Source organism: Pseudomonas sp. IT-P294 (assembly GCF_949767865.1).
Lineage (GTDB): Bacteria > Pseudomonadota > Gammaproteobacteria > Pseudomonadales > Pseudomonadaceae > Aquipseudomonas.
The window spans coordinates 208,148-222,845 of the sequence record NZ_CATKQW010000058.1 but is presented as its reverse complement, the minus strand read 5'-3'; the positions used below and the strand labels follow the sequence as shown (position 1 = coordinate 222,845).

Genomic DNA, 14,698 nt, shown 5'->3' with positions numbered 1-14,698 from the left:
GCGTACCGACAAGTGGTGAGAAGCAAGCGACCGCTTATCGCATGCGGTCGCTGCCTGAGCCTCGTTACAAGAGGCTGATCGGATAGCTGACGATCAACCGATTCTCATCGAACTCGTTATTGCTGTAGTCGCGGCGCATGGTCGAGTTGCGCCATTTGACGTTGAGGTCCTTGAGCGCGCCGCTCTGCACGGTGTAGCCCAATTCACTTTCGCGGCCCCATTCCTTGCCGTCGGTGATGTTGCCGGTGTGCACGTTGTCGCCGCTGATGTAGCGGTTCATCAGGGTCAGGCCGGGAACACCGAGGGCGACGAAGTTGTAGTCGTGGCGCAACTGCCAGGATTTTTCCCGGGCGTTGTCATAACTGGAGTTGTAGCTGTCGTTGGCCAGGGTGCCGCCGCTGGTGCCGTTGACGCGCATCCAGGCGCTGTCGCCAGTGAGCTTTTGCAGGCCGACGTAAAAGGTGTTGCCGCCGTACTTGGCCGAGAACAGGCCATAAAAGGTTTTGTTGTCGAGGTCGCCGGCCCGGGCGCTGCCGTCGTCCTTGCCATAGAAGAAACCGAGGTTGGCGCCCAGGGTCCAGTCGCCCAGTGGCTGGCTGTGAATCAGGTTCACGAACTGCTGGCTGTAGATGTCCTTGAGTTCGGCGTTCCACAGACCGATCTGCGTGCGCTTGTCGTTGAACACGTATTCGCCGCCCTGGAAGTTGAAGCGGTCAGAGGTGAAGGCGGGTTTTCCGGTCATCGACATGTCGTTCATGCTGCTGTCATCGCGCGGACTGTTGGCGCGGAACTGGCCGCCGTAAAGAGTCAGGCCGGTGATTTCCTTCGAGGTGATCTGGCCGCCACGGAAGGTTTGCGGGAGAGATCGGCCGTCGTCCGAGCGCAGGATCGGCAGCACCGGCATCCATTCACCGACTTTCACTTCGGTCTGCGACAGCTTGGCCTTGAACGCCACGTTGGTGCGACCGAAGTTGTCGGCCGGGCGACCATCGTGGTCCAGCGGCAGCAACTGCGTGCCCCCCGTGCCTTTACCGCCGTCGAGTTTCACCGAGTACAAGCCCAGCACATCCATGCCGAACCCGACGGTGCCTTGGGTGAACCCGGACTTGGCGTCGAGAATGAAGCTTTGTGTCCACTCTTCAGCCTTGCCTTGAGCCTTGGTCGGGTTGGTGAAATTGCGGTTGATGTAGAAGTTGCGCAGGTTCAGGTTGACCTTGGCGCCGTCGACAAACCCCGATTCCTCGGCCATCACAGGCAGGGCTGCGCTGGCCAGGGCGATGGCGATCAGGCCGGGAAAATAATACTGCGCGGTGGAAGGCGTCATGGGGCGGTCTCTCTAATTGTTAGGGATGAAACAGGGCGCTGCCGCAACGTCGGGGTTGCAGACAAAGAGTTCGAAGTTGTGAAAATCGGAACGGATCAGCCGGACAGGGCAGGGCGCGGAGGCATGGTGTCGAACCTGATGTTATTGGTCTTGTGGGGGCTGATGGTGCGGGGAATGAACCAAATGGTTCAATTGGCAAAAGCGGGTTTTGGGCGATTATCGAACATATGTTTGCGTGGGTTTTTGTGATGTATGCACGGGCCCCATCGCGAGCAGGCTCGCTCCCACAGGTTCAGAGGGGGTCACAAGTTTCGAGTTCGACACGGACACTGTGGGAGCGAGCCTGCTCGCGATGAGGCCAGCGCTGACAACACAATATCTCCCGCAGACAACAAAAAGCCCACCAAAAGGTGGGCTTCTTGTTTACAGCGCGATCAGAACAATTTCATCTTCGGCGCGTCTTCTTTCAGCGGTTCGACTTTCGCCGTCTGCTCATTCCAGCCACCGCCCAAGGCCTTGTACAGATTGACCGCACTGACCAACTGCGCCAGGCGATCAGTGATCAACACTTGTTGCGCGTTGAACAGCTGACGCTGGGCGTCGAGGAAGGTCAGGTTGCTGTCGACACCAATGCGGTAACGACGCTCGGCCAGGCGGTAGTACTCCTGGTTGGCGGTGACGTTGTCACGCTGCGCCTGCAACTGGTCGGTGTAGGTCAGGCGGGCAGCCAGGCCATCGGCGACTTCCTGGAAGGCCGTTTGAATGGATTTCTCGTAGTTTGCCACGCCGATGTCTTTCTGGATTTTCGAGTAATCCAGGCTGGCGCTCAGGCTGCCGGCGTTGAAGATCGGCAGGTTGATCTGCGGCGAAAACAGCCAGGTGCCCGAACCGCCCTTGAACAGACCGGACAAGTCCGGGCTCAGGGTGCCGGCGTTGGCCGTCAGGCTGATGCTCGGGAAGAACGCAGCCCGTGCCGCACCGATGTTGGCGTTGGCAGCTTTCAGGTTGTATTCGGCCTGGAGGATGTCCGGACGACGTTGCAGCAAGTCCGATGGCAGACCGGCGGGCACGTCACTCAGCAAATCTTCAGACAGCGGTTTGGCGGCTTGCAGGTTGGCCGGAAGGCCGGTTCCGAGCAGCAGCACCAGGCTGTTTTCATCCTGGGCAACCTGGCGGGTGTACTTCGCCAGTTGAACCCGGGCGGTTTCCACCGAGGTGCGCGACTGGGCCAGGTCCAGCGCCGAAGCCACGCCGACCTCGTTGCTGCGCGCGGTGAGCTTGTAGCTCTCCTCGAACGCAGCGAGGGTGTCTTGGGTCACTTTCAGCAATTCCTTGTCGGCTTGCCAGGCAAGGTAAGCGTTGGCCACGCTGGCCACCAGGCTGATCTGCGTACTGCGCCGACCTTCTTCGGTCGCGAAGTACTTCTGCAGCGCTTCTTCGCTGAGGCTGCGAACCCGACCGAACATGTCGAGTTCATACGCGCTGATACCCACGGTGGCCGAGTAGGAACTGCTGATGCCCGCTTCGCCAGTCTGCGAGGCCCTTGCCGGAACGCGCTGACGACTGCCGGTGCCATTGGCCGACACGGCCGGGTACAGGTCGGCGCGCTGGATGCGGTATTGGGCCGCGAACGCATCGATGTTCAGGGCCGCGACGCGCAGGTCACGGTTGTTTTCCAGCGCAACCTGGATCAGCTGTTGCAGCGCCGGGTCATGGAAAAACTGCTTCCAGCCTTGTTCGGCGGCAGCCTGGGCAGGCGCCTGGGCCGGCGAATACGCCGGACCTTGCGGGTATTGCGCTGCCACCGGTGCTGCGGGCTGCTGATAGTCAGGAATCAGCGAGCAGCCACCGAGTACGAAGGCAGCGACGGCTAGGGAGAGTAGCGACTTGCTCATTGGCCAGCCTCTTTAGAAGGTTCAATAGCGTCATCCTGGTCGGCGATTTTGCGCTGGCCCATGGACGACACGGTGACGAAGAACAACGGGACCCAGAAGATCGCCAGAATCGTGGCGGTGAGCATACCGCCAATTACCCCGGTACCGATCGCATGTTGGCTACCCGAACCTGCGCCTGTGGAAATTGCCAGGGGCACCACACCAAGAACGAACGCGAGCGAGGTCATGACGATCGGTCGCAAACGCATGCGGCAGGCTTCGATCGCCGCATCGCGCAGGCTGCGCCCCTGTTCATGCAACTCCTTTGCAAATTCGACAATCAGAATGGCGTTTTTCGCCGCCAGACCGATAGTCGTCAACAGGCCCACCTGGAAGTACACGTCGTTGGACAGACCTCGCAGGCTGGTGGCCATCAGCGCACCGATGATCCCCAGCGGCACGACCAACATTACTGCGATCGGAATCGACCAGCTTTCATACAGCGCCGCCAGACACAGGAACACCATCAGCAGCGATAGCGCATACAACGCTGGCGCTTGCGAACCAGACAGGCGTTCCTCGTACGACAGACCCGTCCAGGAAATACCGACACCGGCCGGCAGTTTCTGGGCGATGGCTTCGACTTCGGCCATCGCTTCACCGGTGGAGTAGCCAGGCGCCGGGGCACCGAGGATTTCCATCGCCTCTACACCGTTGTAACGGGCCAGTTTCGGCGAACCGTAGATCCATTCACCCTTGGCGAAGGCGGTGAACGGCACCATCGCGCCGTCGCGATTGCGCACGTACCACTTTTTCAGGTCTTCAGGGCTCATGCGCGCACCGGGCTGGCCTTGCACGTAAACCTTCTTCACCCGACCACGGTCGATGAAGTCGTTCACATAGCTACTGCCCAGGGCAATCGACAGGGTGTTGTTGATGTCGGCGATGGTAATGCCCAGTGCACTGGCCTTCTCGTCGTCGATTTCCAACTGGTATTGCGGCTCGTCGTTCAGACCGTTCGGGCGCACTTGCGACAGCACTTTGCTCTGTGCCGCCATGCCGAGGAACTGGTTGCGGGCCGCCATCAGTTTTTCGTGACCGATACCGGCACGGTCTTGCAGGAACACGTCGAAACCGGTGGCGTTACCCAGTTCCAGAACCGCCGGTGGCGCAAATGCGAACACCATGGCGTCGCGGAAGGTAAAGAAGTGCTGCTGGGCGCGGGCCGCAACCTTGAACACGTTGTTGTCGGCGTTACGCTCGTCCCACGGCCGCATCATGATGAACGCCATGCCCGAACTCTGGCCACGGCCGGCAAAGTTGAAGCCGGTCACGGTAAACACCGAGTTCACCGCATCGCCTTCACCGCCATCCTTGCTTGGACGCAGCAGGAATTCACGCATCTGGTCCACGACCACCTGGGTGCGCTGAGAAGTCGAACCGGCCGGGGTCTGCACTTGAGCGAACAGTACGCCCTGGTCTTCTTCCGGCAGGAACGCCGTTGGAATACGGGTGAACAGCCAGATCATGCCGACCAGGATCAGAAGGTACGCCAGCAGGTACGGAATCTTGTTCGCAAGCATGTTGCCCACGCCGCGTTCGTAGCTGCGTACGCTTCGGTCGAAGTTGCGGTTGAACCAGCCGAAAAAGCCGCGTTTCGGTACGCCGTGTTCACCTTTCGGAATGGCCTTGAGCATGGTGGCGCAAAGTGCCGGGGTGAAGATCAACGCGACCATCACAGACAGCGCCATGGCCGAAACGATGGTGATCGAGAACTGCTTGTAGATCACGCCAGTGGAACCGCTGAAGAACGCCATCGGCAGCAGTACCGCCGACAGCACCAGGGCGATACCGACCAGTGCACCCTGGATCTGCCCCATGGATTTCTTGGTGGCCTCCTTGGGTGACAGGCCTTCTTCGCTCATGACCCGTTCGACGTTTTCCACCACGACGATGGCATCGTCCACCAGCAAGCCGATGGCCAACACCATGCCGAACATGGTCAGGGTGTTGATGCTGAAACCGAACGCCGCGAGGATCCCGAACGTACCAAGCAATACCACCGGCACTGTCATCGTGGTGATGACCGTGGCGCGGAAGTTTTGCAGGAACAGGAACATCACCAGGAACACCAGCACGATCGCTTCGACCAGGGTTTCAACCACACCCTTGATCGACTCGGTCACCACGGGCGTGGTGTCGTACGGGAACACCACTTCCATCCCTTGCGGGAAGAACGGCTTGAGGCTGTCGATGGTCTTGCGCAGGGCTTTTGCGGTGTCGAGGGCGTTGGCACCGTTGGCCAGTTTCACCGCGAGACCGGAAGCCGGGGCGCCGTTGAACTGGGCGTTGATGCTGTAGTTCTCGCCACCCAGACCGACGTCGGCGACATCTTTCAAACGAACCTGGGAGCCGTCCTTGTTGACCTTGAGCAGGATTTTGTTGAATTGCTCAGCGGTCTGCAGACGGGTCTTGCCGATGATCGTCGCGTTCAGCTGTGTGTCGGGCATGGCCGGCAGGCCACCGAGCTGGCCGGACGAGATCTGCACGTTTTGTGCGGCAATGGCAGTCTTGACGTCTATCGGAGTCAGGCTGAAGTTGTTCAGCTTGGCCGGGTCGAGCCAGATACGCATGGCGTATTGCGAGCCAAACACCTGGAAGTCGCCCACGCCGGCTGTCCGCGAAATCGGGTCCTGCATGTTGGACACGATGTAGTTGGACAGGTCGTCCTTGGTCATGCTGCCGTCACGCGAAACCACGCCGATCACCAGCAGGAAGTTCTTCACCGCCTTGGTGACACGGATACCTTGCTGCTGCACTTCTTGCGGCAGCAGCGGGGTGGCCAGGTTCAGTTTGTTCTGGACCTGAACCTGCGCGGTGTCGGAGTTGGTGCCTTGCTCGAAGGTCGCGGTGATCGTCATGGTGCCGTCGGAGTTACTTTCCGAAGAGACATAACGCAGGTTGTCGATACCGTTGAGCTGCTGTTCGATGACCTGAACCACGGTGTCCTGCACGGTTTGTGCGGAAGCGCCCGGGTAGGCCACGGAGATGGCAATCGCCGGAGGCGCAATGCTCGGGTATTGGTTGATCGGCAGTTTGAGGATCGATAGTGCCCCGACCAGCATGATCACCAGGGCGATTACCCAGGCGAAAATCGGACGGTCGATAAAAAATTTGGACATGGTTTACTCCCCTTTGCCGCTGGAAGCCTTATCAGCTGCCTGTGCGGGGGCCGGGTTCTTTGCGCCAACGTTAGTCGCCTCACTGGCTTTGACTTCGACGCCAGGTTTGACGTATTGCAATCCTTCGGTGATCAGGCGATCGCCGGCTTTCAGGCCATCCTCGATCAGCCATTGGTTGCCGACGGTGCGGCTGGCCTTGAGCTGACGCAATTCGACCTTGTTGTCCGCACCGACGACCAGCGCCGTCGGCATGCCTTTGAGGTCACGCGTTACGCCTTGTTGCGGGGCCAGGATTGCGGCGCTGTTCACACCGGATTGCAACTGGGCGTGAACAAACATACCCGGCAGCAAGGTGTGGTCAGGGTTGGGGAACACGGCACGCAGCGTGACCGAACCCGTGGTCTGGTCAACCGAGACTTCGGAGAACTCGAGCTTGCCTTCCAGCTTGTACAGGCTGCCATCTTCGAGGGTCAGCTTGACGGCGGCAGCGGTGTCGCCGGCCTTTTGCAGACGACCGCTTTCCAGCTCACGGCGCAGCTCAAGCAGCTCGACGGACGACTGGGTGACGTCGACGTAGATCGGGTCCAGTTGCTGGATCACGGCCATCGGATCGGCCTGGCCGCTGGTGACCAGCGCGCCTTCGGTCACATTCGAGCGGCCGATGCGGCCGGAGATCGGTGCGTAGACCTTGGTGTAGCGCACATTGATCTGCGCGTTTTGCAATGCGGCTTCCGACTGCAGGCGGTTGGCGACGGCCGTGTCGTATTCCTGACGGCTGACGGCTTGCTCGTTGACCAACTGCTTGTAGCGATCGGAGATCGACTTGGTCTGTTGCAGGTTGGCTTCGGCGCTTTTCAGGGTGGCTTCATAAACGGCTGGATCGATCTGATACAGCTGCTGGCCGGCCTTGACGTCGCCGCCTTCCTTGAACAGACGCTTGAGAATGATGCCGTTGACCTGAGGGCGGACTTCGGCAATGCGGAACGCGCTGGTGCGCCCTGGAAGCTCGGACGTCAGGGTGAACGCTTGAGGTTGCAGGGTGACAACGCCGACCTGAGGGGGTGGGGCGGCTTGTGCTGTCTCTTCCTTTTTGCAGCCGCTAAGCAGCGATGCCAAGGCGAGGGCAGTGACCAGAGCGGTAACAGCTGGCTTGAATTGCATGAAGATCCTCGGGTCAGGCGCGCTAGAAACGCACTAGAAATGTGAAAGGGTAAAAAATCGGTACCGGGTGGATAAGTAGCTTGCTAAGGAATATACTTACGTTCATGGTTGTTTGTAAATACCTTGGCTGCGTACCCACTCCGTTACAAAAGCCGTTCAAAGGTTGGAATTGTATGTAGGGGACGATGCCCAAGAGCGCTCGCCCCACTTTTATTCAGCGGATATCCGGTCATCGCCGAAGCATCCTGATTGAGGTTTTACTGCCATGGTCCGTCGTACCAAAGAGGAAGCTCAAGAAACCCGTAGCCAGATACTCGAAGCGGCAGAAAAAGCCTTTTTTGAAAGGGGCGTGGCGCGCACGACGCTGGCGGACATCGCGACCCTGGCCGGCGTGACCCGCGGCGCCATCTACTGGCATTTCAGTAACAAGGCCGATCTGGTGCAAGCGATGCTGGACACCTTGCAAGAGCCGCTGGATGAGATGGCGCGGGCCAGCGAAAGCCAAGATGAGCTCGATCCTCTTGGCTGCATGCGCAAGCTGCTGATTCATTTGTTTCATCAAGTTGCACTGGACCCGAAAACCCGACGCATTAATGAGATTTTGTATCATAAGTGCGAATTCACCGATGAAATGTGCGACCTGCGTCAGCAGCGCCGAACGGTCAGCCTCGATTGCAACGTGCGAATCGCCCTGGCCTTGAGTAATGCGGTGAATCGCGGGCAAATGCCCGAGGACCTCGACACGGCCCGCGCGGCGGTCAGCCTGCACGCCTACATCGATGGCATGCTGTATCAGTGGCTGTTGGCGCCGGACAGTTTTCTATTGCACACCGACGCCGAACGTTGGGTCGATGCAGGGTTGGACATGCTGCGCTTGAGCAGCAGCCTGCGCAAATGAAACAAAGTGCGTAATTGGATCCGGTCCTGTCAACCAATAAGGCAGGCCTGACCCCCGTCAGTGCCAGCGTCATTGCAATGGGGTGCTTTTATATACGCACACTCGCCAGGTTGAAAGGTAGCGAGCTACGTAATTTGTAGTGATTTTGTGACGTGGGTTTGAATCGGCTGAACCGTGTCACCGACTCAGTCGCAGGAGGTCAGCGCTCGCTGCACCTCCTGGCTGAGTCAGTGTTAACCGGACGGGTTGTTCGCAACCATCAGCCTAAGGTGATTTCCACCTCGAAGTTGAAGGGCTCCTCATCACTCATGTGGGTGATTTTGGTCGAGCAGTTGACCCGGGATGTACCAATCGAAGTGACGGTGTTTTTTACGCTAGGTTTATGAGTTGGCGTTATCACACCGAAGGAAGTGTTCATAATCATGCCCAGATCAAAACGCACCCCGATAGTCTTGTCGCCGAAGTCGATAAATTGATTGAACATGATTTTGTTTTTCGGCCAAGGGTACGCGTAAGTGTAGGCGAACTCCGATTTGAACGCCGTTTCTTCTTGCGGCATAAGTTGGAACGACTCACGCTCTGATTGGCGCAATGGCAAACTGGTTTGCGCCATCTTGAATGTGTGGAGAGTGTTGTTGATGATTTTGATAATGACCCGGGTTTGTTTCGGATCTGCCTTCTGATTTCGCCAGTGCTCGATCTGTTGTTCCAGAGCGAGCCTCGACTCCGTCCGGTCCAGAAAGCCAATCAGTTCGACCTTGGCCTTACCCACCAGCTCATCCAGCAACGCCTGGTTTTCCTTGCTGAGCAGGAACGGTGAAAGCTGATAAAGAATGCCGATCGAGGTAGCGCTGAAGAACGAGAATATATCGCTGTAAGCGTCGGGGGTTTCGTTGTTGATGTTTTCAATATTGGTCATGTCGATTCCTTTCGATAGAAGTGGTGTAGAGCAGCAGGTTGTTGTTGCTTGTTGAGGGGCAAGTATCTGGGTTAGTGCTGAATATCGAAAGAGATGGATGGTGTCTTAATGTGTTTTATTGAATGGTAGTTTGATAGATGAGTTGATCAGTAAGTTGCTGTAGCTCAATTAACTAAAAAAGCCCCGGCTCGCGAGAGTCGGGGCTTTTGTATTTCAGAGGGCGGAACTTACAACGTTGGGTAGTCGATATAACCGACCGGCCCCTTGGCATAGAACAACTCAGGACGCGCTTCATTCAGCGGCGCATCGGCCTTCAAGCGCGCCGGCAAGTCCGGGTTGGCAATGAATGGCACACCGAAGGCGACCGCATCGGCCTTGCCGCTCGCCAGCCAGGCGTTGGCGCTGTCCTTGGTGAAGCGTTCGTTGGCGATGTAAGGGCCGCCAAAGGCTTCTTTGAGTTGTGGACCCAGGCTGTCGGCGCCTTCTTTCTCGCGTGAACAAATGAACGCGATGCCGCGCTTACCCAGTTCGCGAGCGACGTAGGTGAACGTCTCGGCCAGGTTGTCGTCGCCCATGTCGTGGGAGTCGGCGCGGGGTGCCAGGTGCACACCGACGCGGCCGGCGCCCCATACTTCGATGGCGGCGTCGGTCACTTCCAGCAGCAGGCGAGCGCGGTTTTCCAGGGAACCGCCGTAGTGGTCGGTGCGCTTGTTGGTGCTGCTCTGCAGGAACTGGTCGAGCAGGTAACCGTTGGCGCCGTGGATTTCCACGCCGTCGAAGCCGGCGGCCTTGGCGTTCTCGGCACCGGTGCGATACGCGTCGACGATGTCGGCGATTTCAGCGGTTTCCAGAGCCCGCGGCGTTGGGTAGTCGGCCAATGGGCGCACCAGGCTGACATGGCCTTTGGGCTGGATGGCGCTCGGTGCGACAGGGGCTTCACCGTTCAGGTACGACTCGTGGGACACCCGGCCAACGTGCCACAGTTGCAGGAAAATCTTGCCGCCCGCGCCGTGGATCGCCTTGGTCACGTTGGACCAGCCACGCACCTGGTCGTTGGACCAGATGCCCGGGGTGTCCGGGTAGCCGACGCCCATTGGCGTGACCGATGTGGCTTCGCTGAGGATCAGGCCAGCCGAGGCACGTTGTACGTAGTACTCGGCCATCAGCGCGTTAGGCACACGGCCTTCGTCGGCGCGGCAGCGGGTCAGCGGCGCCATGATGATGCGGTTGGCCAGCTCGATATCACCGAGTTTGATTGGATCGAAAATAGTCGTCATGAAGTACAACCCTCGTGAGGTAATGGTTATTTAGTGGGTAGCAGGGGCCAGTTCGGGATCGCCGTTCTGGCGGAAAGTAATCAGGGTCACCAGCAGGGCAAGCACCGCCAGTGCGGCGGCCGCGAGTGGCACGCTGGTCAAGCCATAGCCGTGGGCGATGACGCTGCCGCCGACCCAGGCTCCGAGTGCGTTGCCGATGTTGAAAGCGCCGATGTTCAGGGTCGACACCAGGTTCGGCGCGGCCTTGCCATAGGTCACCACGTTCACTTGCAGGGCGGGGACGGCGGCGAAGCAGGCGGTAGCCCAGAGGAACAGGGTGATTTCGGTCGGGATCAGCGCGATGCTGGTCCAGGTCAGTACGGTGGAGATCACGGCCATCGAGATGAAGACGCCGATCAGCGTCGCGGCCATGCCTTTATCGGCCAGTTTTCCGCCGATGATGTTGCCAACCGTCAGGCCCAGGCCGATGAGCATCAGGGTCCAGGTCACGCCGCGTGGCGAGACACCGGTGACTTCGCCCAGTAGCGGCGCAACGTAGGTGAACAGCGTGAACACCGATGCTGCAAACAACGCGGTCATGCTCAACGACAACCAGATGCCGGCGCCTTTGAGGGCGCGCAATTCGGCGCGCATGTCGAGTTTCTCTTCATCGCGCTTGGCCGGCAGGAAGCGGATCAGGCCGATCAACGCGATCACGCCAATCACGGTCACTGCCCAGAAGGTCGAGCGCCAGCCGGCTTGCTGACCGAGCGCGGTGCCCAGCGGCACGCCGAGGACGTTGGCCAGGGTCAGGCCGGTGAACATCAACGCCACGGCCGAAGCACGTTTGTTGGCGGGCACCAGGCCTGCCGCCACCACCGAACCGATGCCGAAGAACGCACCGTGGCAAAGGGCGGTGACCACACGGGCAAACATCAGCACGTTGTAGTCAGTGGCCAAGGCACAGAGCAAGTTGCCAATGATGAAGATGCCCATCAACGCGACCAGTGCGGCCTTGCGCGGCAGTCTGGAGGTAGCCAGTGCCATGAACGGCGCACCGATGGCCACGCCCAGGGCGTAACCGGTCACCAGCCAGCCGGCGCCGGGGATCGACACACCGAGGTCGGCCGCCACGTCGGGCAACAGGCCCATGATGACGAACTCGGTGGTGCCGATGGCGAAGGCACTCAAGGCCAGGATGAGTAGCGAGAGGGGCATTGTCGATTCCTTGTCGGCTGACTGACGTCGGGGGGCGTTCTCGATTGGTTTTTCCAGTGCTGCGTGAAAACCAATTCAGAACGCCCCCACAGGGTCAGAGCTCTTTGCTGAAAGTGCGGAGGAATTCCTGGATGGTTTCCTCATTGCGTTTGAAAAAGTGCCATTGGCCGACTTTGCGGCTGCTGATCAGGCCGGCGCGTTGCAGGGTCGCCAGGTGGGCAGACACCGTGGACTGCGACAAACCGCAACGTTGATCGATCTGCCCGGCACAGACGCCGTGCTCGTTGCTGTGGGTCTGGTCGGGAAATTCGACGTCCGGGTCTTTTAGCCAGTGCAGGATTTCTCGCCGTACCGGGTGTGCCAGGGCTTTTATTATTTCGTCGAGATTGATAGTCATGGTGTGGGCTCGTGATGAGTAAAACGCTATATCGCGATGGGGCGAACTTTAAATCGGTATTTCGCGATATACAAATACGATTTAGCTCTGACCTGATCGTAATTCGGTATATCGGGTTATATCGATACGCTGCGTGTAAAAGTACAAGGAGGCAATGCTAAGCTGCGCCCATGAACTATCTCGCTCATCTGCACCTCGGCGGCCAGCGCCCCGGTCAACTGCTTGGCAGCCTGTATGGCGACTTCGTCAAAGGACGGCTGCAAGGGCAGTTCGATCCGGAAATCGAGGCGGCCATCCAGTTGCATCGCAGCATTGATGTCTTTACCGACCGCCATCCGTTGGTGGACGCCGCGTTGTCGCGATTTTCCATTACGCGCCGGCGTTATGCCGGGATCGTGCTCGATGTGTTTTTCGACCATTGCCTGGCGCGGGACTGGGCGCTTTATGCCGATCAGCCGTTGGAGTTATTCACGTCGGGTGTGTACCGGGTGCTGTCGGCCGAGCCGCAGTTACCGGAACGGCTGGCGCGGATCGCACCGCACATGATGGCCAATGACTGGTTGGGTTCTTACCGGGAGTTCGAGGTGTTGGAGCAGGTATTGCGCGGGATTTCGCGGCGGCTGACCAGGCCTGAGGAACTGGCGGCAGCGATGCAGGAATTGCGAGTGCTGTATGAGCCGTTGAGCGAGGACTTTCGGTTGTTCTATCCACAGCTTCAGGATTTCGCCCGAAACTATCCAGCATCGTGAATCTCTTGTGGGAGCGAGCTTGCTCGCGATGGCGGTGGGTCATTCAACATTTTTGTTGAACGTGAAGCTGCCATCGCGAGCAAGCTCGCTCCCACAGGGGAATGTGTGTTCAGGCTGCGATGGCGGGGCGCATCGGGGCTTGTTGGGTTTCCGGAATGGCCCCAAACAACGCCTTTTGCACCGCCTGTTGCGCCTCGAACGCCAGCGCCGCACGCTCGCGGCCTTCGCAGGCGATCGGCTTGAGCAGATGAATTTCCACCTCACCCCGATCATTGGCGAACAGGCGCATCAGGTGCGAGAGCAAATCATCATCGCCAATGAACGGCGCCAGCGAATCGAGCTCACCGTTGCGCAGATAACGAATGGCCACGGGCTGCAGTGCCACTTCGGAGTCGATTGCCGCGGACAGCAAGCGACCGTGGAAGGTGCGCAGTGAGCGGCCATCGGTGGTGGTGCCTTCCGGGAACATCAGCAGCGGATGTGCTTGCTCCAGATGACGGGTCATCTGCTTGCGAATCAACTGGCTGTCACCCGACCCACGACGGATGAACAAACTTCCCGCCTTGGCTGCCAACCAGCCGGCGACCGGCCAGGTGCGAACTTCGGCCTTGGACAGAAACGACAGCGGCGTGAGCATGCCCAGCAGCGGAATGTCAGTCCAGGACACGTGGTTGCTAACCCAGAGCATCGGCGCCTTCGGCAGCTCACCGTGGACGGTCACTCGAAAGGGCAGGGCGTTGCTCAGGCGTGCCATGAAAAATCGCGACCAGCGCTGGCGACGCACCATCGAATGAGCAATCCCCAGCCGCTCGAACAAGCCGAAAACACCGGCCATGCTCAACCCCAACGCGACCACCAACAGCACTCGCGCAATTCGCGCGTACACCCGTAAGCGGCTCATCACATGGCCGCCTTGAAGTGCTTGGCGTACCGCGGGCAGAGTTCGTCGCGCTTGAGCAGGATGAACACGTCGGCGACCTGGAAATCTTCGTCCCAGCACGGCTCGCCGCAGATCTTCGCGCCCAGACGCATGTAAGCCTTGAGCAGCGGCGGCATTTCGGCGATGACGTTGGAAGGAATATCCAGAACCGGCAGTGGTTTTTTCGGCTCGGCCCGCAGGTGTTCGGTGCACAGGTAACGTTCGCGCAGGCGCTGCATGATCGCGTGGGCCTGGATGCCGCCGTCCTGCATCGGGATGCTCGCGCAACCCATCAGATAGCTGTAGCCGCCCTGGTTGAGGACTTCGGCCAGTTCACCCCAGAGCACGGCGATGGTGCCGCCGTTGCGATACGCCGGGTCGACGCAGGTACGGCCGATTTCCAGGATTGGGCCCTTCAGATGAACCAGGCCATGCAGGCTGAATTCTTCTTCGCTGTAGAACTTGCCCAGGCTGCAGGCCGCCGTGTGGTCGAGCAAGCGGGTGGTCGCCACCAGTCGGCCGGTGTTCAAGTCACGCACGCCGATGTGGGCGCAGTGAACATCATAATCATCCATGTCCAGCCCCAGCTCGGCGCCTTTCAGCTTGGCGTTGAATTCGCCGCTGAACACGTTGAAGCGCAAGGCCTGGGCTTCCTGCAAGGCCTCGGCGCCCACCAGGCGTTCGGCTTGCAGACGGCGTTCATTGCCGGTGTCGCTGATGCGGGCGATCTGAGTCATTGCGAATCTCCGTGCGGGCTGGTCACCCGTCTTGGGTTAGAGCCAATCGACTTTCTTTATGCAG

12 protein-coding genes are annotated in these 14,698 nt (G+C 59.4%); 2 read left to right on the top strand and 10 right to left on the bottom strand.

Features of this window, described 5'->3' with window-relative positions:
- Positions 1-64: 64 nt before the first annotated feature.
- From ACM6I0_RS29900 to ACM6I0_RS29885, 4 genes are all read right to left on the bottom strand, one after another.
- The gene (locus tag ACM6I0_RS29900) at positions 65-1,324 is read right to left on the bottom strand and encodes an OprD family porin (RefSeq protein WP_414923954.1); all 1,260 of its coding nucleotides are present in this window, start codon (positions 1,322-1,324) and stop codon (positions 65-67) included.
- Positions 1,325-1,758: 434 nt separating this feature from the next.
- A complete protein-coding gene (emhC, locus tag ACM6I0_RS29895; protein WP_222590086.1) occupies positions 1,759-3,219 on the bottom strand; it encodes an efflux RND transporter outer membrane subunit EmhC in 1,461 nt (486 codons plus the stop codon).
- Positions 3,216-6,380, bottom strand: coding sequence for an efflux RND transporter permease subunit EmhB (gene emhB / locus ACM6I0_RS29890; protein WP_285430171.1), 3,165 nt, complete (start codon positions 6,378-6,380; stop codon positions 3,216-3,218). Before emhB ends, emhC begins: the two co-directional genes overlap by 4 nt.
- Before the next feature lie 3 nt (positions 6,381-6,383).
- Entirely contained in the window at positions 6,384-7,541 is a 1,158-nt protein-coding gene (locus ACM6I0_RS29885; protein ID WP_222590088.1) for an efflux RND transporter periplasmic adaptor subunit, read from the bottom strand.
- A 265-nt stretch (positions 7,542-7,806) separates the two neighbouring features.
- On the opposite strand from ACM6I0_RS29885, the gene emhR reads away from it, so the two are divergent.
- A complete protein-coding gene (gene emhR / locus ACM6I0_RS29880) occupies positions 7,807-8,439 on the top strand; it encodes an efflux system transcriptional repressor EmhR (protein WP_285430170.1) in 633 nt (210 codons plus the stop codon).
- Between the two features lie 259 nt (positions 8,440-8,698).
- Here emhR and ACM6I0_RS29875 read toward each other — a convergent pair whose 3' ends face one another.
- The 4 genes from ACM6I0_RS29875 to ACM6I0_RS29860 form a co-directional block, all read right to left on the bottom strand.
- Positions 8,699-9,358 (bottom strand): hypothetical protein, encoded by a 660-nt coding sequence (locus tag ACM6I0_RS29875; RefSeq protein WP_414923953.1) that lies wholly within the window; start codon positions 9,356-9,358, stop codon positions 8,699-8,701.
- Positions 9,359-9,585: 227 nt separating this feature from the next.
- A complete protein-coding gene (locus ACM6I0_RS29870) occupies positions 9,586-10,635 on the bottom strand; it encodes an alkene reductase (RefSeq protein ID WP_285430168.1) in 1,050 nt (349 codons plus the stop codon).
- A 30-nt stretch (positions 10,636-10,665) separates the two neighbouring features.
- Positions 10,666-11,832: an MFS transporter gene (locus ACM6I0_RS29865; protein ID WP_285430167.1), complete on the bottom strand. Its 1,167-nt coding sequence runs from the start codon at positions 11,830-11,832 to the stop codon at positions 10,666-10,668.
- 94 nt (positions 11,833-11,926) lie between these two features.
- Positions 11,927-12,229: an ArsR/SmtB family transcription factor gene (locus tag ACM6I0_RS29860; protein WP_285430166.1), complete on the bottom strand. Its 303-nt coding sequence runs from the start codon at positions 12,227-12,229 to the stop codon at positions 11,927-11,929.
- Between the two features lie 170 nt (positions 12,230-12,399).
- On the opposite strand from ACM6I0_RS29860, the gene ACM6I0_RS29855 reads away from it, so the two are divergent.
- Positions 12,400-12,978, top strand: a complete 579-nt coding sequence (locus ACM6I0_RS29855) for an ACP phosphodiesterase (RefSeq protein ID WP_414923952.1) — start codon at positions 12,400-12,402, stop codon at positions 12,976-12,978.
- Between the two features lie 109 nt (positions 12,979-13,087).
- On the opposite strand, the gene ACM6I0_RS29850 is transcribed toward ACM6I0_RS29855, so the two are convergent.
- Positions 13,088-13,879 (bottom strand): lysophospholipid acyltransferase family protein, encoded by a 792-nt coding sequence (locus ACM6I0_RS29850; protein WP_285430164.1) that lies wholly within the window; start codon positions 13,877-13,879, stop codon positions 13,088-13,090.
- The gene (gene olsB / locus ACM6I0_RS29845; RefSeq protein ID WP_414923951.1) at positions 13,879-14,634 is read right to left on the bottom strand and encodes an L-ornithine N(alpha)-acyltransferase; all 756 of its coding nucleotides are present in this window, start codon (positions 14,632-14,634) and stop codon (positions 13,879-13,881) included. Before olsB ends, ACM6I0_RS29850 begins: the two co-directional genes overlap by 1 nt.
- Positions 14,635-14,698: the final 64 nt, after the last annotated feature.